At 41.9% G+C, this 24,124-nt stretch carries 22 protein-coding genes and 1 pseudogene; 7 read left to right on the top strand and 16 right to left on the bottom strand.

Translation table 11 applies throughout. From position 1 onward, the window contains the following. Positions 1–6 precede the first annotated feature (6 nt). The 3 genes from JEU79_RS08430 to JEU79_RS08420 all read right to left on the bottom strand — a co-directional run bounded on the left by JEU79_RS08430 (position 7) and on the right by JEU79_RS08420 (position 3,701). The gene (locus JEU79_RS08430; protein WP_198263753.1) at positions 7–2,442 is read right to left on the bottom strand and encodes a type VI secretion system Vgr family protein; all 2,436 of its coding nucleotides are present in this window, start codon (positions 2,440–2,442) and stop codon (positions 7–9) included. 165 nt (positions 2,443–2,607) lie between these two features. Beyond that, positions 2,608–3,438: a M48 family metallopeptidase gene (locus JEU79_RS08425; RefSeq protein WP_198263752.1), complete on the bottom strand. Its 831-nt coding sequence runs from the start codon at positions 3,436–3,438 to the stop codon at positions 2,608–2,610. A 17-nt stretch (positions 3,439–3,455) separates the two neighbouring features. Next, positions 3,456–3,701, bottom strand: a complete 246-nt coding sequence (locus JEU79_RS08420; protein WP_198263751.1) for a DUF3820 family protein — start codon at positions 3,699–3,701, stop codon at positions 3,456–3,458. A gap of 290 nt (positions 3,702–3,991) precedes the next feature. On the opposite strand from JEU79_RS08420, the gene JEU79_RS08415 reads away from it, so the two are divergent. Together JEU79_RS08415 and JEU79_RS08405 are read left to right on the top strand one after the other, a co-directional pair. Continuing rightward, entirely contained in the window at positions 3,992–4,876 is an 885-nt protein-coding gene (locus JEU79_RS08415) for a lytic transglycosylase domain-containing protein (protein WP_214660530.1), read from the top strand. Between the two features lie 448 nt (positions 4,877–5,324). After that, positions 5,325–6,209: a phosphoesterase gene (locus JEU79_RS08405; RefSeq protein ID WP_198263748.1), complete on the top strand. Its 885-nt coding sequence runs from the start codon at positions 5,325–5,327 to the stop codon at positions 6,207–6,209. 29 nt (positions 6,210–6,238) lie between these two features. Here the strand turns inward: JEU79_RS08405 and JEU79_RS08400 are convergent, their stop codons facing one another. After that, positions 6,239–7,060, bottom strand: a complete 822-nt coding sequence (locus tag JEU79_RS08400) for an ion transporter (protein WP_198263747.1) — start codon at positions 7,058–7,060, stop codon at positions 6,239–6,241. Positions 7,061–7,326: 266 nt separating this feature from the next. Between JEU79_RS08400 and JEU79_RS08395 the strand changes: the two genes are divergently transcribed. Next, on the top strand, positions 7,327–7,725 hold the full coding sequence (locus tag JEU79_RS08395) for a hypothetical protein (RefSeq protein ID WP_198263746.1): 399 nt from the start codon (positions 7,327–7,329) through the stop codon (positions 7,723–7,725). Positions 7,726–7,852: 127 nt separating this feature from the next. Next, positions 7,853–8,245 (top strand): hypothetical protein, encoded by a 393-nt coding sequence (locus JEU79_RS08390; protein ID WP_198263745.1) that lies wholly within the window; start codon positions 7,853–7,855, stop codon positions 8,243–8,245. Positions 8,246–8,389: 144 nt separating this feature from the next. On the opposite strand, the gene JEU79_RS08385 is transcribed toward JEU79_RS08390, so the two are convergent. The 3 genes from JEU79_RS08385 to mtgA form a co-directional block, all read right to left on the bottom strand. Next, complete coding sequence (locus tag JEU79_RS08385) at positions 8,390–8,743, bottom strand: IS3 family transposase (protein WP_425511168.1); 354 nt, start codon at positions 8,741–8,743, stop codon at positions 8,390–8,392. Next, positions 8,719–8,952 (bottom strand): hypothetical protein, encoded by a 234-nt coding sequence (locus JEU79_RS08380; RefSeq protein WP_198262780.1) that lies wholly within the window; start codon positions 8,950–8,952, stop codon positions 8,719–8,721. Before JEU79_RS08380 ends, JEU79_RS08385 begins: the two co-directional genes overlap by 25 nt. Before the next feature lie 403 nt (positions 8,953–9,355). Then, complete coding sequence (gene mtgA, locus JEU79_RS08375) at positions 9,356–10,066, bottom strand: monofunctional biosynthetic peptidoglycan transglycosylase (RefSeq protein WP_198263744.1); 711 nt, start codon at positions 10,064–10,066, stop codon at positions 9,356–9,358. Positions 10,067–10,216: 150 nt separating this feature from the next. Between mtgA and ylqF the strand changes: the two genes are divergently transcribed. After that, positions 10,217–11,152 (top strand): ribosome biogenesis GTPase YlqF, encoded by a 936-nt coding sequence (gene ylqF, locus JEU79_RS08370; protein WP_198263743.1) that lies wholly within the window; start codon positions 10,217–10,219, stop codon positions 11,150–11,152. Positions 11,153–11,156: 4 nt separating this feature from the next. Here ylqF and JEU79_RS27395 read toward each other — a convergent pair whose 3' ends face one another. Continuing rightward, positions 11,157–11,285 (bottom strand): hypothetical protein, encoded by a 129-nt coding sequence (locus tag JEU79_RS27395; protein WP_281400849.1) that lies wholly within the window; start codon positions 11,283–11,285, stop codon positions 11,157–11,159. Between the two features lie 156 nt (positions 11,286–11,441). On the opposite strand from JEU79_RS27395, the gene JEU79_RS08365 reads away from it, so the two are divergent. Continuing rightward, positions 11,442–11,609 (top strand): hypothetical protein, encoded by a 168-nt coding sequence (locus JEU79_RS08365; RefSeq protein WP_198263742.1) that lies wholly within the window; start codon positions 11,442–11,444, stop codon positions 11,607–11,609. Positions 11,610–11,841: 232 nt separating this feature from the next. On the opposite strand, the pseudogene JEU79_RS08360 reads toward JEU79_RS08365, so the two are convergent. After that, positions 11,842–13,002, bottom strand: a pseudogene (locus JEU79_RS08360) (IS3 family transposase). 38 nt (positions 13,003–13,040) lie between these two features. On the opposite strand from JEU79_RS08360, the gene JEU79_RS08355 reads away from it, so the two are divergent. Then, positions 13,041–14,069, top strand: a complete 1,029-nt coding sequence (locus tag JEU79_RS08355) for a response regulator (protein WP_198263741.1) — start codon at positions 13,041–13,043, stop codon at positions 14,067–14,069. 35 nt (positions 14,070–14,104) lie between these two features. On the opposite strand, the gene JEU79_RS08350 is transcribed toward JEU79_RS08355, so the two are convergent. From JEU79_RS08350 to JEU79_RS08320, 7 genes are all read right to left on the bottom strand, one after another. Then, on the bottom strand, positions 14,105–17,146 hold the full coding sequence (locus JEU79_RS08350; protein ID WP_198265923.1) for an efflux RND transporter permease subunit: 3,042 nt from the start codon (positions 17,144–17,146) through the stop codon (positions 14,105–14,107). Then, entirely contained in the window at positions 17,143–18,228 is a 1,086-nt protein-coding gene (locus tag JEU79_RS08345; RefSeq protein ID WP_198263740.1) for an efflux RND transporter periplasmic adaptor subunit, read from the bottom strand. The genes JEU79_RS08350 and JEU79_RS08345 overlap by 4 nt, the downstream gene beginning before the upstream one ends. A 3-nt stretch (positions 18,229–18,231) precedes the next feature. After that, the gene (locus tag JEU79_RS08340; protein WP_198263739.1) at positions 18,232–18,873 is read right to left on the bottom strand and encodes a TetR/AcrR family transcriptional regulator; all 642 of its coding nucleotides are present in this window, start codon (positions 18,871–18,873) and stop codon (positions 18,232–18,234) included. Between the two features lie 91 nt (positions 18,874–18,964). Next, positions 18,965–20,431: an MFS transporter gene (locus tag JEU79_RS08335; RefSeq protein WP_198263738.1), complete on the bottom strand. Its 1,467-nt coding sequence runs from the start codon at positions 20,429–20,431 to the stop codon at positions 18,965–18,967. A 151-nt stretch (positions 20,432–20,582) separates the two neighbouring features. After that, positions 20,583–21,962, bottom strand: a complete 1,380-nt coding sequence (locus JEU79_RS08330) for a sodium ion-translocating decarboxylase subunit beta (protein ID WP_425511167.1) — start codon at positions 21,960–21,962, stop codon at positions 20,583–20,585. Positions 21,963–22,007: 45 nt separating this feature from the next. Continuing rightward, complete coding sequence (gene oadA, locus JEU79_RS08325; RefSeq protein ID WP_198263736.1) at positions 22,008–23,783, bottom strand: sodium-extruding oxaloacetate decarboxylase subunit alpha; 1,776 nt, start codon at positions 23,781–23,783, stop codon at positions 22,008–22,010. Between the two features lie 70 nt (positions 23,784–23,853). Beyond that, on the bottom strand, positions 23,854–24,093 hold the full coding sequence (locus JEU79_RS08320) for an OadG family protein (RefSeq protein ID WP_198263735.1): 240 nt from the start codon (positions 24,091–24,093) through the stop codon (positions 23,854–23,856). Positions 24,094–24,124: the final 31 nt, after the last annotated feature.

Genomic DNA, 24,124 nt, shown 5'->3' with positions numbered 1-24,124 from the left:
TTGTTCTTATCCTTTTTTCCATTCACGCATATCGACGTCGATTAACTCTATTTGATGTTTGCCTTCGGGTACGGGTTCTAAATGAGCATAGCCCTTGTCATTGACCTTTCCTTTCTTGATTTGTCCATTATTAAATTTAACAATGAACTTTTGATTGGGGACAGGTTCACCATCTTCATCTTTTATAACTACATTAAGCCAGGTTTGTTTTGGTTTTTCCGGTTTGTTGGGAATAATATTTTTTATAATGTCTGGCACTACGGCTTTTTCTAAGGTTTGCAACATACAAGGAATACAAATCCCCTGCTGATTGTCATTGCCGGCTTGCAAGAGTCTTGAAATCTCGCCCTTAAAGGCAATTTTTTCCTGATTTGGGGCGCTCTGTGGGGGGATGGGTTTAAACACTTGCCCCGGTTTATCTTTGTCCGCTTCAACGGCCTGAGTGACACTGATGGGGCTGGCGGCGGTGGCAGGGCCCGCACCGGTGCCGCCATTGAGTTGGATGGCAGCGCCTTGAGCGGTGACACCCGAAGCATCAATTTTGATGAAACCACCACCGGCTTTAATGGTGAGTTCACTGCCGGCTTCAAGAATGATTTTTTGCCCGGCTTTGAAGTGGGCATTGTTTGCAATATCGGCTAAAACGGCCTGGCCTGCTTTGCTGTGTTGATTATTGCTGATTTTAATGGAATGGTTCTGTGCGGTTTTTTCATTTTGATTGTTATCAATGGTGTGGTGTGAGCTGTCTTTGATGAATTCATAACGATTATTATCAACAATCAAATGGCGGTCATGCTTGATGATATCTCGTCGGTCATTTTTGGCACGTATATCGATATCTTTTTCGGCATGAAAATAAACTTGTTCTTGGGCTTTTCTATCTTCGATGCGAATTTCATTATAGCCCTTACCACCTAAGGTTGAGTTGCTTTTGATGGTGGTGCGGGTTTTGTGTTTGGGTAAGGCGTAAGGCGGCTTATGGCGTTCATTGTATAAGCGCCCGGTGATGAGTGGTCGGTCGGGATCGCCGTGCAGATAGCCCACTTTGGCTTCTTGTCCCATGCGGGGCAGGACAATACTGCCCCAATGTTTGCCAGCCCAGGTTTGTGAGGAGCGTAGCCAGCAACTGCTGTTTTCGTCCTGCTGACCTTCTCTATCCCAGGGGAATTGAACTTTACTTTGGGCGTGTTCGTTGGTGTAGATTTCTTCGCCGGAAGGGCCGGTAATGGCACTGCTTTGATAGCCGATAATGTTTGGTTTTTTGTCTGTCACCGGCATTTTATAGGGTGTTATCGCCGGTATACATTTGCCTTTATTGCGATAGGTGCTGGGATTGCCTGAGCCGAATTCATCCAATGATTGGGGTTGTTCTGCTTCATGGTCGATATGAGTGAGTAAATATTGTTGATTGTATTGGCCATTGGGGTTGTCATAGAGTTCATAGCGCATCCCTGCGCGTAGGCGTTGGCAATTGCTCGCTAGTTGACTCTGCTCACGAAAGGTCTGGTGTTGCTGTAGTTTTAAAGTGGTTTTTTGGAGCCCTGAGGGTGTCAGTGCTGAAGGGTTGAGATCGTAATCACCGGGATATTGGTAGTCTTCCAGTGCGCTGTCATAGTCTGATTGTTGGTGGTTGTTCAGTCTGTCCAAGGGCTTTTTGAAGGCGTAATCACGAAAATGGGTGCTGCCGTATTGCACTGAAAAGTGCTTGTTAAAACGATTGATGACTTCTTGATCGGCATTGAGGCTATCATTGGGGTGATATTGTACGTTTTTGTCGATATTGATAAAGGGAAAAGCACCATTGTGATCGGCAATCACCATGAGATGTTTATCTAGCGCATGTTCAAAGTGGTAGTGGATACCATTTTCGGCCATCAAACGGGAAATGAAATCAAATTCACTTTCCTGGTATTGTACGCAATATTCTTTGGGCGAATAGTCAGCACTGAGACGTAGTTCATAGTTTTCACTGCTCAGCCCTGCATCATTAAAGACCGCTTCAATGATTTGCGGGATGCTCATGTCCTGAAAAATACGCTGATTATGGCGTTTGCTGAGAAACCAGAAACGTGGCACTAGTGTCAGTCGATAAAGAAAAAAGTCACCCTGAAGGTGATATTGTTCGAATTGAGCAATGCTACCATGCAACAATTCATTTTGCTCATCGGCAACGAAAGTCAGTAAACCCGACTTGCCCATAAATTGTTCAGGTCTGAGCAAATCATTTTTGCTGGCAAGAGTCAGGTGGTATTCAAAGGCTTCAGAAATGCCTTCCGAGCCTTTAAAATCAAGCACTCGAAGCTCTTCTGTTGAACCAATAAGGTCGAAAGTAAAGCGGGTGATGTTTGCCGGCACTTTTCTTGAGGCGCTCGTTGAAGAGCCACCAAAAGCAGCGGGGCTTGAGTCCTGTGACGAATTTGAAGCGGTTCCATCCTGTTGCATGTTCAATCCCTTGAGCAATATATGAGCTGGAAAATTGATAAAGCAACGCCTCCATGGCATCGCTCTGAATCATCAACTTGGATATTGGAGCATTAATCGATTAATAGCTGAGCATTTTCTTATATTTAGCCTATAAGGTCAAATACCTTATCTGGCTAGCATTCACTATAAGGGGTAAACAGGCCTGACGATATCTGCCTTATAATACGGCATCATTTTAGGCGCAAGTTCGCGTAATGTCTGTTGACGATTACCCGGTGCCGGGTGAGTACTAAAAAATTCGGGTGGTGTTGCGCCTCCCACTTTGGCCATTTTTTGCCATAATGTTGCGGCGGCATTGGGGTTATAGCCTGCTCTGGCCGCCAATTCAATACCCATTAAATCGGCTTCGCGTTCTGCTGTACGACTATTCGGTAGTTCAATGGCCATCGAGGCTGCCAGTGCAGCACCGGATAATGCCACAGCACTATAATCGTTATCTGTCACCGCCACCGACAAGGCGACCATGCCTATCTGTGTGGCTAGTTGGGTAGACATTTTTTCTGCGGTATGATTTGCCAGTGCATGGGAAATTTCATGCCCCATCACCTGAGCGAGTTCGTCATCTGTGGGTTTAACCTTGTTAATTAAACCGGTATAGATGGCCATTTTACCACCCGCCATACACCAGGCATTGACGGTTTCAGGATCATCAATGATCTTAACGCTCCACTGCCAATTACGGGTGTGCGGATATTGCTTTATGGCTTGGCTGATAATGCGTCCGGTGATTAATTTAACCCGCTTTGTCACTATGGGATCATTATCAATTTTACCTTTATCATCCAAAGGCTTCAGGGTTTTTACATAGGCTTCTTTTGATGCCGATATGGCTTGCTCAGGTGACACCAGCATAAATTGACTGCGCCCAGTTGGGCTGGTCGTACAAGCTATCAGGGTAAAGGATAGCAGTGCTAAGAGTAAAAATGTTTTGCTGATAGGTAGTATGCGTTTCATTCAATCATTAATCCTTTTCAATGTTTCTCTTTGAGCGGCTGAAATAAGTATTCCAAGCCATTGATTTTTATTTCCAAAACAATGGCCAATAACTTGCCTAGCTCTCCCTTGGGAAAGCCTTTGTTTGCGAACCAGACCACATAGGGTTCAGGCAAGTCCACTAATAAATAACCACTGTATTTGCCAAAGGGCATTTTATAACGAGCTAATTTGAGCAATAATTTGGGGTCGGATATAAGTGTCGCATTATCATTTTGTTCCATTTTCTTTACACCTTATTCGTCAGATCCTCTTAAACTGTCAACTTATTTAACACTGAATCAGCTGAACCATCAATGAACATTGTTTAAATATCTGTGTATTATGATAAGATGATGATTTTTATAGAATAAATTAACAAGGTACAAATATTGCTTAATTTATATACAAAATTAGCGATATAATATAAGTGTATCAAGATATTGTTTGCTTGTTAAGTCTGCATTTCCAAGCATCATGAGTATAATCAATATCCACGGCTGAAATCATTCTAAAACGATTGACTCAAAAAATGATGACCCTAAGCAAAAAAAAACAATTTCTGTGCTTACTTTTTGTTCTGATGGCATTGCATATCTGTACTATTCCGGTCGTTAAAGCCAAAACCTACCAAGATCCAATAGTGCAAATGAGCCAGGCAGCAAAAAATGGTCAAATCACAGCACAAGTTGAATTAGCAACTGCCTATGAACATGGTGAAGGTATCACAAAAGATACCAGCAAAGCTATTTTCTGGTATTGTAAGGCGGCCTTAAAGGGGTCAACTGATGCACAAAGAAATTTAGCCTGGATGTTTCTCAATGCCCGTGGTGTTGAGCAGGATGAGGCATTGGCCGTGCGTTGGTTCAATCGAGCTGCCAAATCAGGGGATGCTTACGCCAAGAAAATTCTGGCACAGCTTGATCAAAGTTTACAAACAAACAAAACTATTTGCATTAAATTACCCACCGCCTATTGGGAAACTAAAAAATGCACGCGTCATTGTCAAAAAACCGTACAATTAGTCAAAGAAATAGCCCCTGCTTATAATATTGATACCCGCTTGGTATTAGCATTGATACAGCAAGAATCCAATTTTAAAAGCACTGCCCTCTCACACAAAGGTGCTATGGGCTTAATGCAATTAATGCCTCAGACAGCCAAACGTTTTCATGTCAAAAAAGTATGGGATCCCAAACAAAATATCCAAGGCGGCATTCGTTACCTCAGTTGGTTACTCAAACAGTATAAGGGTGATGTGCGTCTAAGTCTGGCCGCTTATAATGCCGGAGAAAAAGCAGTCGAACGGTACAAAGGTGTCCCCCCTTACAAAGAAACACAAAATTATGTCCGCCGTATTATAAAAATTTATGGGCAAAACTATCATCCTTTTGAAAAAAATATTTCCATGCTGAAGTAATTTAAGAAAAAAATGGTTTAAATTCAGCTTGAATAATAACCTAAAAGCCTTTATGCTCTGCTCCATTGCCAATATTAGCAACTACGCATTAACACGTATTGTGAAACAAGGAAGGCAATGAATTGAAACAATTTAACGCCATTACAAGGATGAATAACAATGGAATTATCCCACTCAGGGTATCACTATACTATTACCTTACAAAATGAATTTAGAATGAGTGAGTGTATTAACTTTCGCAACACTTACGAAAAAGTACCCACTAACGCTGCTTTAACCCTTGATTTTCAAAGTGTTAAAGCAATTGACAGCTCATGTGTCGTCATGCTGATGTCTTTGGTACAACATTTCAATAATTCTGAAAAAGTTCAAATCGTTAATTGTAGCTCCGATATCACTGATTTATTTTCTAACACCACTATTTGTAACTGGTTACATTAACACACTCATGAAGACCTATTTTCAACGTCCCATTACAGTCATCTTTCACGGCAATTGCCCCGATGGCTTTGCCTCCGCCTTGGCCGCACAATTATTTTTCAAACAACAAGACGGCTATAAGCAATTTAAAGATAATATTATTTACCATAAAGGTATTCATGGTACTACCCCGCCTGATTGTCAGGATAGGGATGTTTACATTGTTGATTTCAGCTACAAAAGAAATGACATCACTGCACTTTGCCAACAGGCTGCTAAAGTCACGATTATCGATCATCACATCAGTGCCTTAAATGATTTAGCCGGCCTGGATGAAGAATGTGAAAATTTACATTTTAATTTTGATATGAACCAGTCCGGTGCAGTACTCACCTGGAAGTATTTTCATCAAGATGCCCCCGTACCCAAATTATTCCAGCATGTGCAAGACAATGACTTATGGCGCTTTGAACTAGACAATACCCAAACCATTATTTTAGCCATCATGTCTTATCCCATGCGTTTAAAACTCTGGTCAAGTTGGCTTATTGATGACAAAGCACTGGATGTATTACATCAAGAAGGTTTGATTCTGGAAAGAGAAACCAAGCGTCAGATAAAACGTTATAAGAAAGCCTCTCGCATGGGAAAAATTGCTGGTCATATTGTCCCTCTCGTGAATGCGCCGAGCAGTATCGGTAGTGAATTATTACACCAACTATCCGATGGTTATCCCTTTGCCGCTGCCTATGAAGACAAGGCTGAAAAGCGCGTCTGGCAATTACGCTCTGGGGGTGACAAGGCCATTGATGTGTCCAAAATAGCCCTGCAATTTGGTGGCGGTGGGCATAAAAATGCCAGTGGTTTCAGCACCGAGCGAATCAACATTGAGTTGCATCCTAAAAATAATTAGCCCCTTTTTGTGAGCGTTATAACTTGAATTCAGGAGAGTTTATTGTCAATTTTGGTCAATAAACTTTTCATCTCTTTGAGCTCTATTTGCAAGACCTTAATCTCATGCTGATAAACCAATTCCTTGGCCGTTTCTGGTTTATCAGCATCCTCTTCGTTTGCTTTTGCTTCACTGCCCTTAATGGTAAAAATGGCATCGACCACTAGGCCAATAAATAAATTCACCATAATAAACGTTACGATTAAGATATAAATAACAAAGAAAATCCAGGATAGCGGAAATTCTTCCATCACGGGTCTCGCAATGCCCATGCTCCAACTCTCTAAGGTCATGATCTGAAACAGGGTATACATTGACTCACCCAAGCCACCAAACCACTGTGGAAACGCCACACTGAATAAGTTAGTCGCAATAATGGCAAACACGTAGAAAAATAATAGCAATACAAGAGAAACCGAAGCCATGCCCGGAATAACGCTTAAGATAGCAGAAATAATCAAGCGCATTTGCGGTACTATCGTCAACAAGCGGAATAAACGTAAAACGCGCAGCACACGCAGTATCGACAGGCCATCATTGGCCGGAATAAGCGATATGGAAACCACGAAAAAATCAAATAAACTCCAGGGATCTTTAAAAAATGCCAAGCGATGCACATAAATCCGAAGCGTGATTTCCACGGTAAAGATAGCCACAATCAGCATATCCAAGCCATCAATTATCGCCCCATAATCAGCCATAAAGTCTTTGTCTGTCGCCAAGCCGAGGGTAATGCCGTTAAAAATAATCAGGAAAGTGATAAAATGTTGAAATTGCTTGGTTTCTATCAGTTTTTGTATGGTTTTTCTCATATTGCTCAAATCAATCAATTAAAGTGGCGATTGTAACCTGAAAATTAAGAATCATCTATATTGAGCTATTGAAATATTGCCTGGCTGGCATGATTTCAATCAATGCCTTGCTTGGCTTGATGCATTAAATTGGGCGGTATTGTTTTAGCCAGTGTCAGCATGTTTGATATTGATGCGCTTCGTTCCTCAGCAGCATCCTACGTTTATTTCAAACAGAGCATATCACTCATACCCAAATTAAATATAACGCTTACCGTGGAGATACGATGAAAAACACTCTCAAAGCAATCAGTCTTGGTGTACTCACCATCTTTATCTTAGGTCTGGTCAATCAGCTCGTGTTAATTATGTCTGCCGTAGGCTATAGCTCACTAATCAAATGGTCACCTGCATTCCAGCCCTGGTCACAGGTATTTACTTATACTCTCGCCGGGATAGGCTTTTTTATTGTGATGGCTACTGGTGGCCTAGTCACTGCGATGGTGGCCTTACGCCATGCCTATAGCAAAGCCCTGATAGCCTCCTTCCTTGGCAGTAGCATTTCCCTCTACTTATCCCTTAAAGATGAGATATTCACTCCTATTGCACTGTTTTTTGTTGTTTTTGGCCTGCTTTCATCAGCCGTAGGCTGCTGGCTCTGGCAAAAATATCAGCCAGACAAATAAATCCTCTGAAAATTAAAAATCTTTAATTTTCGTGTAAGGTTCCTGAAACCTCACTTGTCGTATAGTTAATTCATAGCAAAACAAAATATTTTAGTCTTAAACAAACAAATACGACGAGGATACCATCATGAAAACTTTAACAACTTTACTTTTCGCAGTCGCAACCAGCGTTTCTTTCACTGCTAATGCCGGTAGCTATGACAGTGCTTTATACGGCGACCCAGCCATAAATGACGTTTTCCCAATGGCAAGCACACTACTGCAAGCGCAGACCGTCAATACCGTTGCTGATACTGGTGAGCTAGTCTGGAGCGTTGAATATGAAGAGTTTGTGAACCCTGCTGACTTTAATGTCACCAGAACAACTCAGACCACTTCATTAGCAGGTGTGTTACAAGCTTTTGATGTGTGGCTACTCTGGAACGATCAGAGCCGTTCCATTCACCAAAGGTATTTTCACAACGGTAATGATCCTGTTACAATATCTTCACGGCACAGGCTGAGGAGCCGATGGCCGTAACGGTAATGGGCGGCATTTATGTCGCCTTTTACCCCTCTTCAATCAATCGATTTAAGCATCATTCGACTAGCTTCGGATTATAAAATACTTATCATTCGCTCATCCATCGTCACCAAACTATGCCATACAATTTGCCTTTGCGGCTCATAGACTGAATAAGTCACAATATTTTTCTATGACTATCAAGGCATATTGGCTACCTCGCAGTAAAAGCAATCCATCCATTGGTTTACCAGCCTTCATCATTGACTGGCAATATCGACCAGCCAACAATTTGCCTAAGAATATCACAACCAAATATAACAGCCTAGTATAGGTAATATCGCGATCAGGTTGAGAGACAGTAAACTCTCTTTCCAGTAAATTTGGAGATATACGCTTATTATGCTTGGAATTAGTCGTCGCTTTAAAGCGTCTCTTCGTTTTACAAAACAAACCGGCTTTTTTCATTAATCGACCAATTCTCCGGCGGCTTATATGAACGCCTTTTTCAGCCAGTTTTCTTTTAAGACGACGGGTTCCATAAGTCTTGCGACTGTCTTCAAACAGTTTTTTAGCTGCTCAGTAAGCGCTTCATTTTCTTTCTCTCTATCCGTTTTAGGAGAGCTAACCCAATCATAATAGCAACTACGGGAAACATCCATAAAACGGCACAGAATCGTTACCGGGTAATCTTTAGCCTGATCAGTTATCCATGCGTACTTCACAAAGTTTCCCTTGCAAAGTACGCTGTGGCCTTTTTAATAAATCACGCTCCTGAATCACTTTTGCCAATTCTTTTTTTTCAGACGTTTTACTTCATCATAAATGTGTTCATTACTTTAGACAACAATCCACCCGCAGCCGGTGGTTCATCCGATAGCGTTTTCGTTTGGGATGAAACTGCCGATGAATATCAACTTCGATAATTTGCTCTAAAAAAGGAATAATCACTGACAGGATTTCCTTGGTACTTTGCTTCTATTGAAAATAGACAAGTACATCAAAACACCTTATAAATGAATTTTTATAAGGTGTTTTTTTATGGAATAGATAAAGTTACTTCAAATGTAGGATGTGGTGAGGAACGAACCGCATCAAACTTATGCAAGGATAAATGGATTCTCTAATCTATCGCTTTGGTAAAGCGGCGAGACTTAATTGGCGCATTTGCTGCTCAATCCAGCGCACTCTTTTTCTGGTATATTGGGATGGCTGTTGCACATGATAACGATAAGGATTAGGTAAAACTGCCGCTAATCTCGCCGCTTCATTATGAGTCAACTTAGCAGCACTTTTATGAAAATAATGCTGACTCGCGGCTTCTACGCCAAAGATACCCGGCCCAAATTCCACCAGATTAAGATACAATTCAAGTATACGTGATTTATCCAATAGCACTTCAAGCAATATCGTAAACCAGGCTTCTATTCCCTTGCGCACCAAGCTTTTACTGGGCCATAAAAATAAATTTTTCGCCGTCTGTTGGGATATAGTACTAGCACCACGCACTGGCTTGCCTTGGGCATTACTATCCAATGCCATCAATATCGAATCAAAGTCAAAGCCCGAGTGTTGACTAAACAATTGATCTTCGGCAGCAATGACCGCCAGTTTCATATTAGATGAAATTTTCTCCCCGACAAGCCACTGATGTTGGATTTGTGCAGTCCCTTTTGTGTCAGGAAAGTTGTCCGGCGGCATGATTTGGCGCTGTAACTTCCATCCCCAAGTAGGTGGGTTAATCACTTGAAGGCTGGTAACTAATAAGATAGAAATTAAACCTGCACCCAAGAGCAGCCAAAGAATTTTTTTTAACAAGTAGGTAAAAATACGCTTCATATAAATATTTTATTCCTAAGCATCCGTCTCAGTAGAGGTTAATGACTGATACAGCGGATGATTTAAGCCACTGAATCGAAAGCCTTTTCTTTACATCTTATCAAACGCCCCATAGAATACACACTTTCAATCAACAATAAGACTATTCCAATGGCAATTCACTGGTATCCCGGCCACATGCACAAGGCCAATAAAGAGATTAAAGAAGCATTGTCACGCATCGATCTGATCATCGAAGTATTGGATGCTCGCATTCCTTTTAGCAGTCAAAATCCACTTTTATCAAGCCTTCGGGGGGATAAACCCTGTATTAAGGTGCTCACGAAAAGTGATTTGGCCGATCCCGATCTCACCCGCCAATGGCAGGCCTGGCTTGAGCAGGAGCAAGGTGTCAAAACCATTGCCCTGACGACTGAACAGCCTGATAAAATGCGTCAATTGATTGAACTCAGCCGAAAAATCATTAAAACCCTGCCCGGGCAAAGGCAAGTTTTTAATACCATGATCATGGGTATTCCCAATGTGGGAAAATCCAGTCTCATTAATATTCTAGCAGGCAAAAGCATTGCTAAAACAGGCAATGAACCTGCCGTCACAAAGTCTCAGCAACGCATTAACTTAGGCAATGATTTTGTGTTATTTGATACCCCCGGCGTACTTTGGCCCAAAGTAGAAAATGAACCCAGTATGTATCGACTAGCCGTGTCCGGTGCAGTCAAAGACACCGCCTTTGAATACGAAGACATTGCTTTTTTTGCCGCTGATTACCTACTCAAAGCCTATCCTGAAATACTGCTTGAACGTTTTAAATTAGAAGAATTGCCTCAGAATGAACTGCAAGTCATCGAGGCAGTGGGACGTAAACGCGGTTGTTTACGTGCTGGTGGCCGTATTGACTTAAATAAAGCCAGTAAAATATTACTGACTGAATTACGTGCCGGTAAATTAGGTCGTATCAGCCTGGAAACACCCAAAATAATCGATCAGGAACTCATTGAACTCGCCAAACAACTGCAACTTAAAGCAGAAGCTGATGCGCTAAGTGGTAAAAAACGCAAAAAGAAAAAAAGAGCCTATCGTCCTTAAACCTTCACCGGCGTATCAGGGTGTTTTTAATCTCATCCATGGGCAATAAACAGAGGTTATTATTTTTACCCATCGCATCCGGCCATTCATAATGAATCGCACTAGCTTCAATAATAATTGTGAATTGAGGCATAAAATCTCCAAAAATTGTCTACATTAATAAAATTTAATCTATAACACGCAATATATGTAGGATAAAACCTTCTTTTGCTTATCCCCTACATTAAAAAGAAATATTTATCATCTATAATTAAAGAAAATTTATTTTGATTCATTTTAGGCCAATCATATGGAAAAAGCACTTGTTTATGTTATCGATGATGACGATCTTATTCGCGAAACAATGTTTGAGCTACTCAACGATGAGTACGAGGTCTTAACGTTTCAAAGTGGTGATGTGATGTGTCAACACTTTTCCGGACAGTTTTCTAAATATTTTTTTGGCTGTTTCAAGTGATTTTTGTCATTTTGTATTTCCTATCATTTTAGTTTCTCATGTTAACTTTAAACAGATGAAGAGAAAGGGCTTTGCCCTCTGGAACGATAGAGCCGTTCCATTCACCCAAGGTATTTTCACAACGGTAATGATCCTGTTACAATATCTTCACGGCACAGGCTGAGGAGCCGATGGCCGTCAACGGTAATGGGCGGCATTTATGTCGCCTTTTACCCCTCTTCAATCAATCGATTTAAGCTATTTCCTGCTGTATTTCATAATCGACTGGTGACAAATAATCATTAGCCGAATGAAGTCGCTCCCGATTATAAAATACCTCAATATATTCAAATATTGCCTGCTTTGCTTCTACTCTGGTTTTGAATCGACAATGGTGCGTCAATTCAGTTTTCAAACTATGAAAGAAGCTCTCTGATACAGCATTGTCCCAGCAATTTCCTTTGCGGCTCATAGACTGAATTATGTTATGATCCGACAATATTTTTCTATGACTATCAGAGGCATATTGGCTACCTCGGTCAGTATGCCAAAGCAATCCATCCATTGGTTTACGCTTCCATATGGCCATCAGTAAAGCATCATTGACTAGCTTGGCTTTCATTCGCTCATCCATCGACCAGCCAACAATTTGCCTAGAGAATAAGTCAATGACAACCGCTAAATATAACCAGCCTTCCTTGGTGGCAATATAGGTAATATCACCCACATAGTAGCGATCAGGTTGAGAGACAGTAAACTCTCTTTCCAGTAAATTTGGAGATATACGCTTATTATGCTTGGAATTAGTCGTCGCTTTAAAGCGTCTCTTCGTTTTACAAAACAAACCGGCTTTTTTCATTAATCGACCAATTCTCCGGCGGCTTATATGAACGCCTTTTTCAGCCAGTTTTCTTTTAAGACGACGGGTTCCATAAGTCTTGCGACTGTCTTCAAACAGTTTTTTAGCTGCTCAGTAAGCGCTTCATTTTCTTTCTCTCTATCCGTTTTAGGAGAGCTAACCCAATCATAATAGCAACTACGGGAAACATCCATAAAACGGCACAGAATCGTTACCGGGTAATCTTTAGCCTGATCAGTTATCCATGCGTACTTCACAAAGTTTCCCTTGCAAAGTACGCTGTGGCCTTTTTAATAAATCACGCTCCTGAATCACTTTTGCCAATTCTTTTTTCAGACGTTTTACTTCATCATAAATGTGTTCATCACTTCTATTGGCTACCGTCTTCACCGGTTTGGAATATTTACTGATCCAGGTATGTAGAGTATTTACATTAACACCTAGCTCCCTGGCAGTCTGAGAAACGGGTTGATCCGTCTCATTAGCTAATTTGACAGCTGATTCTTTAAATTCTGATGTATAGCTTTTATTCGGTTTTTTTGTTTGATCATTCATTTTAGGTCACACTTTTTATCTTTTAGTTGTTTTAAGTTGTGTGTCCGGTTAAGTATAGCCACATTAATGAAGCATTACCACATTTTAAAAATCAACAGCCTGACATTGTGTTACTGGATGTTCGTATGCCTGACAAAGACGGCTATGAAGTCTGCAAAGAGTTAAGAGAAATTGATCCTGACGGTCAGAGCGCTATTATTTTTATCAGTGGCAAAGATTCTCAAGATGAAAGAATGCGCGCCTATTATCTTGGTGCTGATGACTTTTTGGTCAAGCCCTTCTTTAGAGAAGAGTTATTAGCCAAATTAAAAAAAGTATCTCGCTATCACAAGCAACAGCAAAGTTTGCAAGAACAACAAAGCATGGCACAAAACATGGCCTTTCAAGCCATGACAGAAGCCTCTCAATACGGCATTGTTTTACAATTTATTAAAGAAACCTTTGTCACTAAAGACGAAGTACAATTAGCCACCGCCATTTTTCAAACCCTATCAAAACTTAACTTATCCGGTAGCGTGCAATTTCGTATGCCCGATCATACCCATAGTTTTCGTGCGCCCAACCAGGCCTGTAATCCCATTGAAGAAGAAGTATTTGAGTTATTAGTAAAGCGTGGCCGGATTTTTGATTTTCAAAATAAAACTATTTTTAATGATCACCATGCTTCGATTATGGTCAAAGATATGCCCTTGGATGACGAAGTCATGTATGGTCGTTTTCGTGATATTCTTGCTGCGGTTATCGAAGGTGTGGAAGCACGCTTGATTGATTTTCAGCGCAAGAATGCCTTAATCACGGTCATGGATGATATTCACTCCACCGTCAGTTTTGTGGAAAAAGAATTTCAGCGCCATGAACTATCGACTGTTGCCACCATGGAAAAACTCATGCTGGAAATGGAACAGGGCTTTCAATTTTTAGATCTCACTGATGAGCAAGAAGAATTTTTCATGCAACTCATTGAGAATAGCATGAAAAAACTGGTAGCAGTTTATATGGAAGCCAAGGCCATTGATGGACAATTAAGTGGTATTTGTACCAAGCTATCACATGCAATGGAACAGTAGATTTATTAATCCAATCTACGCTTTGGTTTAAAATTTTAAGCCTTAAACCAGGCCGCATATAAAGCGGGTAAAAACAGCAACGTTAATAAAGTCGCGATCACTAAGCCCCCCATAATAGACATCGCCATAGGCCCCCAGAAGGTATTGGTTGATAAGGGGACCATTGCCAGAACCGATGCAGCCGCAGTCAAGGCAATCGGGCGTAAACGTCTAACGGCCGCTTCAATAATCGCCTGCTTCATGGTTGCCCCATCTTCCCGGTCACGCTCAATTTGATCCACCAAAATCACCGAGTTGCGCATAATCATGCCTGAGAGTGCAATAACGCCTAAGTTAGCAACAAAGCCATAGGGCGCATTAAAGAGAAGCAAAGCAGCACTGACACCAATAATCCCTAAGGGTGCTGTTAGGATAACGATAATTGTGCGCTGAAAACTTTGCAACTGAATCATCAACAGGGTAAACACACTTAACACCACCACTGGCATCACGGCCATAATCGCAGTCTCACCTTTGGCACTCTCTTCCACGACACCACCCAGTTCAATACTATAACCCCGGGGTAAACGCTCCCTTATACTATCTAATTGTGGTTCAATTTGCTTGCTCACAGTCGCTGCTTGCATGTGTCCTTTAACATCAGCACGAACGGTAATGGTCGGCTGTAAATCCCGTCGCCAAATCAAGCCTTCTTCTAACTCATAGGAAAGTGATACTATTTGGCTCAGAGGAACGAAGGTACCATTGTTGGTCGGAATGCGTACATCGCTTAAATTTCCCAGACCAATACGTTCACTTTTTTCTGCCCGAGCCAGCACCTCTATCAACTCATTTTCATCTCTAAAATGGGTAATGGAATAGCCACTTAAAATAGAATTAATGACGACAGCCAATTCTTGCGAACTGATGCCCAGCACACGCGCCTTATCTTGATCAATCGATAGTTTTACGACTTTTGATAATTCATTCCAATTAAAATTCACATTCGCTACATAGGGATTGGCGCGCATAAATACTGCTACTTCGGCAGCAATTTTACGCAAAATATCTTTATCCTTGCCCTGCACACGAAATTGAATCGGATAGCCAATGGGGGGACCATTTTCCAACCGCATGACCCGTCCTCTGATATCAATGAATTGTTCATCAAAGGCTTTAATCAGCCGTTTTCTGACCACTTCACGCGCTTCATTATTGCGCGTCATAATAACAAATTGCGTCAAATTACTGTGTTTAAGTTCTTGATCCAAAGGCAGATAAAAACGTGGTGCACCACTGCCCACATAGGCGACATAATTAATAATGTTATCATCATTTTCTAAAATCTTTTCAAAGCGTTTAGTATAATTTTCTGTTGCTTGAAAAGAACTGCCCTGTGGCAACCATAAATCCACCATAATTTCATTACGCTTGGAACTGGGAAAGAACTGACTTTCAACAAAACGAAACGAATAAATAGAGACTGAAAAAATAATCAAGGTAATAATAATAACGGTTTTACGCCAATTAACACACCAAGTGACAATTGCTCTAAAAATACGATAAAAGCGTTTTTGATAAATATCTTTGACCGCACCCGAAGCATTGCTTGCATGAAAGTCCGGCAACAATCGATAACCTAAAAATGGCATAAATAAAACTGCCACAAACCAGGATGTCATCAAGGCCAGACCCACCACTACAAATAATGACCCTGTATATTCACTGGCAGAGGACTTGGCAAGAAACACCGGTAAAAATCCTGCCACAGTAATTAAGGTTCCCGTCAACATTGGAAACGCGGTATGGGTATAGGCATAAACAGCCGCTTTAAAACGATCCATTCCCTGTTCCATTTTTGATGACATCATTTCCACAGAAATCATTGCATCATCAACCAATAGACCCAAAGCAATAATCAATGCGCCTAGAGAAATACGCTGCAGATCAATCCCCCAGAGTTTCATACCTAAAAATGTGATTGCCAACACCATAGGAATTGATAGCGCAACGACTAAGCCGGTACGTAAACCTAAGCTAATAAAACTCACTGCTAGCACAATAATCAATGCATCCCGTAATACGTCCATAAATTCATTAACCGAATGCGCCACCACGGCAGGCTGATCGGCCACAGTATGAATTTCGATGCCTATGGGTAAGTTTTCCTGAATTTCTTTAATGGTTTTTTTGAGTGTCTCACCCAATTTAAGAATGTCACCGCCCTTACTCATAGTCAAAGCCAGACCAATCACTTCTTCACCCATAAAATGCATTTTAAAATCAGGCGGATCAGCATAGGTTCGATACACCGAAGCAATATCGCCCAGACGAAACAAGCGACCATTAGAGCGAATACCTACTTTACGAATTTCTTCAACCGATTCTAAACGACTCACACGAATATAAATACGATCAGAATCCGTATTAACATCACCGGCGGGGGTTAAATAGTTTTGTTGATTCAGCGTATCAAAAATTTGTGTGGGCTGAAGCCCTAATTTAGATAGTTTTACATTGGAAATTTCAATAAAGATTTTTTCTTCTTGCACGCCCAGTAAATCAGCCTTGGCGACATTTTTGACATTGAGCAATTGCAGACGCACATCATCCACATAGTCTCGCAATTGCGCATAACTAAAACCATCGCCACTAAAGGCATAAATAATACCAAAAGTGTCCCCATACTCATCATTAGGAAAGGGTCCCTGCACCCCCACAGGAAACGTATGACGAATATCATCCAGTTTTTTTCTTGCCTGATACCAAGATTTTTCTACTTCATCATGGGGAGTATAATCTTTAAGCGTAACAAAAACCATTGATTCACCCGGTTTGGAATAACTGCTTAAAAAATCCAACCAGGGTACTTCCTGTAATTTCTTTTCAATACGTTCAGTGACTTGAAGCTCGACCTCTAAAGCAGTTGCTCCAGGCCAAAAAGTTTTTACCGCCATTAATTTAATAGTAAATTTGGGATCTTCTGCCTGTCCTAAGTCGCGATAGGCCAGTACGCCCATAAAAACTAATACGACCATGAGATAAATCGTTAGTGAACGATGGCGCAAGCCCCACTCTGATAAATTCACCACTCTCACCACTGTGTCGCATCATATAAACGCACAGTTTGTCCTTCATAGAGCTGATGAACGCCTGCAACAACCACCGTTTGACCATTTTTTAGACCTGATTGGATCAACAAGGAGTCATATTGATATTCCAGCACGTCAACAGTCTGTAGATGCACTTGAGCACTATCGGGGGAGAAAATCCATACGGCGGCTTTGCCGTCTTTTTGAAATAACGCACTCAGGGGAAGTTGGGCAACCATTTCATTTTTTTTCTGCAGAATAATTACTGTCGTGGTCATACCCAATTGTGCCCTATCTCCTGCGTCTAACAAACTGATTTTTACAGTATAGGTACGTGTGACAGGATCGGCTCCGGGAGAAATTTCACGAATACGTCCCTGATAAAAACGCTTGGGATCAATCCATAAACTGATCTTCACAATATCCGCCAAACGCACTTCATCTAAGCGGCTTTCAGCAACTGCAATCACCACTTCTTTATCATCGGGCAGGGCTAAATTGACCACGGTCTGCCCCGGCACAATAACCTGTCCCACTTCCATTTCCAAGGAGGTGATCACGCCACCCTTATCCGTATAGAGATCAGTATAATCTGATTGATTACGCGTCACCTCAAGTTGTGCTTCTGCCTGAGTATATCTGGCATTGGCAATATCGAGATCATTACTGAAACGTAAATGTTCTGCAGCGCTGATCATTTTAGATTTATACAATTGGGTATAACGCTTTAAATCCAGTTGGGCTTTTCTGCGTTCCGCTTTTGCCGCTTCTAAGGCGCCACCAGCGCGCATTAATTGTAGCTTGGAATCATCGGGATCTAATTTAGCCAATAAAGTACCCGGCTTAACAATATCCCCCACCTCAATATAGCGCTCTACTATTTTACCGCCAATACGAAAGCCCAGAGCCATTTTATAGCGCGCTCTTATTTCACCAGCATAGGTAGACTGTTGCCAATTGGGTTTAATCTCAACCTGCTCTGTAATCACCGGACGAATCAAGACTTCCGGTTCTTCCTGCTCAGTACAAGCCTGCAACATTAATAGTGCAAAAAGTAGGGTAAAAAAAGCGAGGGGACGTATTATCATTCGTTAACTCTGATGAATATTACTGGTTAAAAAGTCGGATTTTTTCTGTACAAAAGCATCTGACAAACCATTAATAAGCAAGCCATAAACATGTTGGGCAATAACATCCACTTGCTCATGCTCAGCTTTGTAGCCTGTTAAAAATAATCGAATCGGAGTGGTTTCGAAGTGATAGAGCACTAAACCCAGAATAGAAATAGCCTGCAGATGCGCGTCACAATTTGGCTCAATCTCAGTCAATAGTAAGCCTAGTGCATTAAATTGCTCCTGAAAGACCTGCTCTGCCAGATATTGCATTCGCTGTTCATCACAATCAAGCATTTCACGTTGCATTAAGCGTCGAAACGGTTCATCTTCTGCGACTAATTCCGTTAATTTATAAATATAGTGTTTGAGTTTGAGTTCAGTGGAGACCTGCATCTGCAAAACCGCTGCAAAGACACTGGCTTTAATAGAAAAACTTTCGTTAATGGCGGCAAGATAGAGACTTTGTTTATTATCAAAGTGATAGTACAAAGAGGCAGGTTTAATACCGACAGCCTTGGCAATATCACGCACAGAGACATTGGCATAGCCTGATTGGGCAAAGAGTTGTATAGAACGATCAACAATGATTTGTCGAGTACCTTCTTTAATGTCATCCATTGCTTTCACCTAACTAACAGTTGTTAGGTATTCTGGCAGTATCTGTAGTGGGTGTCAAATTTGTACTTTCAAAAATTGACTGCTTATCTTGTTAATGGACATCAATGATCTGAACAGTACCATCGGGCATGACTTCTGCCATTGAACCTTTAGGTTCATCCAGGAATAAGGAAGCAACAGCCGCAACGGCAATGCCTCCGGCAATGGTAATAAAGAAAACCGAAGGACTGACAAAGGAAAAGACGGTTAAAAAGAGTACTGCACCGATATTACCATAGGCACCTACCATACCGGCAATTTGTCCGGTTAACCTACGACGAATCATCGGCACTATGGCAAACACACAGCCTGCGGCTGAGCCAAGGAAGAAGGAACTGACCATGATGACTGCAACTGCCAGAGCGATGGGCCATTCTCCGGTGATTTGTGACATGGCAAAGAAACCCAGAGAGGCGCCAGCAAGCATGAGTATTAAGGACTTTTTACGACCAAATTTATCACTCATCCAGCCACCCGATGGACAGGACAAGACATCAATTACGGCAAAACTGGCTCCAAAAATACCGGCCAAAGCAGCCGGTATTAAAAATACGTCTTTAAAGAATAAGGGCAACATCGAAACCACCGCCAGTTCAGAACCAAAAGTCACCGCATAGGCAATACTTAAAATGGCAACCTGTTTGAAGTTGTATTTTAAAATCTCATCAACCGGTTTATGAAAAACTTCTTTATTCACCTTGTAGATTTGGCTGACTTGAAACAAATAAAGTGCGACTAAAGAAACATAAATAGCATCAGCAGCATAGTCATTTAATAAACCTAAGAGGGTCACTTTCCAGGTCAGAACCGCCATTGCACCATACATGGGGATGTTCATCAACAAATAGAAGAAGAAATCACGGGTACTGGTCACTTCCAGACCGCCGGATTTATTGGGTTTGAAATAGGTAGAACCAACAGGGGTGTCGGACACCGACAGGTAGTAAATAAAGGCATAAACAAAAGCAATTACGCCGGTAACACCCATGGCATAACGCCAGCCATCATCACCACCAAAGAGCAGCGCCAGAGTAGGCAATGTGATTGCAGCAACTGCTGAACCCACATTACCCATTCCCTTGTAAATGCCCTCTGCCAAGCCTAATTGTTGGTGCGGATACCATTCACTGATCATACGGATGCCAATGACGAAACCAGCCCCCACAAAGCCCATTAAAAAACGTGCCAAAGCTAAGGCTTCAAAGGTTTGTGCCACAGCAAAGAAGAAACATAAACCAGCGGTTGCCAGCAACATGGCTGAATAGGTACGGCGCGGGCCATAGACATCAACCAGCATACCGGTAATAATGCGGGCAGGAATAGTCAGGGCAACATTTAAGATCAACAGCGTTTTTATTTGCTGATCGCTGAGACCCATGGTTTCCTGAATGAGTCCTAATAAGGGGGCGTGGTTAAACCAGACAAGGAAGGTGACAAAAAAAGCAAACCAGGTCGTATGTAAGATCTTGGCTCTACCACTGAATGAGAGAAAATTAGCTCTCAAACTCGAAGTACTCATGAGTACCCTCCTAAATTACTGGGATATTATGCAAACGGAGTCTACTATAAAGAGATTCACCCCCAATGTCGATAGCTATTAGCCTTAACTTTAACCTCATAAAAAACAAGTCTTTAACGCTATTTCAGTGAAACCTTACCTATTTAGGCGTTCAAGAGCCAAAGTATTTTAATAACACTCCGGCTGCCACAGCTGAGCCAATCACACCGGCCACATTAGGGCCCATGGCATGCATTAATAAGAAGTTATGCGGATTCGCTTCAAGTCCCACTTTATTAGACACTCGGGCAGCCATTGGCACAGCAGAAACACCGGCAGAACCAATCAGAGGATTAATATTTTCTTTGGTAAACTTGTGCATGAGCTTCGCCATTAACACGCCACAGGCCGTACCGATAGCAAAGGCAATCACGCCTAAAAGTAAAATTTTCAGAGTATCAATTTGCAGAAACTGCCCCGCCTGTAGTTTTGAACCCACGGAAAGACCAAGAAAAATGGTTACCATATTAATCATGGCATTTTGAGTGGTTTGACTCAAACGATCCACCACTCCACATTCACGCATCAGCGTACCAAAACAAAACATACCTAATAAGGGTGTTGCTTCCGGCAAAACAAGTCCGACTAAAAGCAATAAGAGTACGGGGAAAATAATTTTTTCGGTGGGTGATACATGACGTAGTTGGGTCATGCTGCGTTTGCGTTCTTCTTCCGTCGTTAAGAAGCGCATAATCGGCGGTTGTATCAATGGCACCAGAGCCATGTAGGAATAGGCTGCCACCGCAATAGCACCTAATAAGTCGGGCGCTAATTTGGCGGTCACATAAATAGCGGTGGGGCCATCTGCACCACCAATAATTGCAATTGCTGCGGCCTCTCCCCCAGTAAAGCCTAATGCCAACGCACCTAATAGGGTCACAAAAATACCTACCTGAGCGGCGGCACCTAATAATAAGGTTTTTGGATTGGCTAATAAGGGGCCAAAGTCAGTCATCGCACCCACGCCCATAAAGATCAGCAAGGGGAACACACCACTAGCAAGGCCGATGGAATAAAATAAATACAATATACCGTCAGCAAAGCTGAATTGACGAGCCACTTCATCCAATTCAAAGGCTTTTTTTACATCATTATGTTTAACTTCATAATAGGCCTCTTTACACAAGAGGCCGTTTTCACACACAGCCAAACTATCGCCCATGGCTGAGCGAATATTGCGTGATAATTCTGCCGATTTAAAATTATTCTCGTTTTGAACGCTCAGAGGCAAATCGATATAGCGACTAATATTCGCCACTTCATTGCCTTCAAGCCTATCCTCAAGATAGTCATCAAGTACAAGTTCTTCATACGTCAGGGCTTTATTATAGGCCTGAAATGAAGCGGACTCTGACAAACCTGCCATTGGAATATTGGATAAAATCGCACCAAAGCCAATAGGGACTAGTAATAGCGGTTCAAACTTTTTATTAATCGCCAAAAACAATAATAATAACCCGACAGCAATCATAAATGCCTGCCCGATGGTCATATTATAAAGTCCTGAGCTTTCCCAAATTCGTATTAAATTATCCATTTATTGATAAGCCATTTTAACTAAAGAATCACCAACGTTCACATTATCACCTTCTTTAACGCATAATTCGGTGATTTGTCCGGACTTGCTGGCACGAATTTCAGTTTCCATTTTCATGGCTTCCAGAATAATAATGACATCACCTTCGGCCACCTGCTGCCCCTGAGTCACGGGTACTTTGAAAATCTGGCCACTTAATGGCGCAGGAATAGGTTCACCGCCACCATTTGCAATAACTGTTTCCTGAGGGGCATTGGTAGTGGCTACGCCTGAAGCCACAGGCCCTTTGGTGATATCGCCACCTTCATTGACTTCAACGACATAATTTTTCCCGTCAACGCTAACAGTATAAGTATTATTGCCATTATCCTCTGTATTAATAGCCATAGGAGCAGGCTCAAAAGCATCTGGATTATTACGATTCTCAAAAAATTTAAGAGCAACTTGTGGGAATAAAGCGTAAGTCAAAATATCATCAATTTCATTGGCCGCCAGTTTGAGCTCTTGCTTCGAAGCGATATCTCTAAGCTCCTGACTTAAGGAATCTATTTCCGGCTCAATATTATCAGCCGGTCTACAAGTAATGACTTTTTCACCCTTTAGGATTTTAGTTTGTAAATCTGCATCTAACTTTGCAGGCGCAGCACCGTATTCACCTTTAAGGATGCCGGTGGTTTCTTTAGTGACGGTTTTATAACGTTCACCTGACAGCACGTTGAGCACGGCCTGAGTGCCAACAATTTGTGAGGTGGGTGTGACCAAGGGAATATAACCCAGTTCTTTACGCACCCGGGGGATTTCTTTCAAGACTTGATCCATCTTGTCTTCAGCGCCCTGCTCGCGTAATTGATTTTCCATATTGGTGAGCATACCACCGGGCACTTGAGCGACTAAAATACGCGCATCAATGCCTTTAAGCGCCCCTTCAAATTTTGCATATTTTTTGCGTATGGTACGAAAATAAGAAGCCACTTCTTCTAATTGGGTAAGTTTCAGTCCAGTGTCTCGCTCTTGACCTTCTAGCATCGCCACAACTGTTTCCGTGGCCGAGTGGCCATAGGTTGCACTCATGGAAGAAATAGCCGTATCAACATTATCAATACCGGCTTCTATGGCTTTAAGCAAGGTAGCTGTAGACAGGCCAGTGGTAGCATGGCAATGCAGATGAATGGGAATATCCAGATCCTTTTTCAGTCGTGAGACTAATTCAAAGGCATCATAAGGTTTCAGCAGGCCCGCCATATCCTTAATACAAATCGAATGCGCACCCATGTTTTGTAATTGCCGTGCAAGATTAAGCCAGACATCTAAAGTATGCACCGGACTGGTAGTATAAGACAGCGTGCCCTGAGCATGTTTGCCATTATCTATAACGGCCTTGATTGCTGTTTCAAAGTTACGCGGGTCATTCATCGCATCAAAGACACGAAACACATCGACACCATTAATTGCCGCACGTTCGACAAAGGTTTTCACCACATCATCAGCATAATGGCGATAGCCGAGAATATTTTGCCCACGAAAAAGCATTTGCTGAGGGGTATTGGGCATCACTTCTTTAATTTTACGAATTCTTTCCCAAGGATCTTCACCCAGATAACGAATACAGGCGTCAAATGTCGCACCGCCCCAAGACTCAACCGACCAATAGCCAATTTGATCCAGCTTTTCAGCGATAGGTAGCATATCATCAATGCGCATTCGGGTGGCCAACAGGGATTGGTGGGCATCACGTAGCACGACATCGGTAATTCCTAGTGGGTTGTTTTTACTCATATTTTATTTCATATTGCCATATTATTGGATAAAAAATTAAGTCGCTCAAGTAAGACCGGTATATTAAACATTAGCCTTTCGCACGATACTGTTTTACGGCGGCAGTGATTATAGTGGCTAACATTTCATCAGAGAGTTTCTGCCCTGTGCCTGCGTCAAGAGGCTTACCCATAGTCACAGCGGGTGGTGATGTTCGCTTTTCCATGGCTGTCACTGCTTTGGACATCATGGAGGTAACAAAAATCAGTAGAACTAAAAAAGTAAATACCGTCCCAATTCCCATTAACGCCAGTTCTATGCCAAGTTGCATGGTGATTCTTCTCTGATTTTATTTAAAAAGA

The sequence above is a fragment of the sulfur-oxidizing endosymbiont of Gigantopelta aegis genome (assembly GCF_016097415.1).
Taxonomy (GTDB): Bacteria; Pseudomonadota; Gammaproteobacteria; order GRL18; family GRL18; genus GRL18.
The sequence above is the reverse complement of the archived record's forward strand: the minus strand, read 5'-3'. Positions and strand labels throughout refer to the sequence as shown.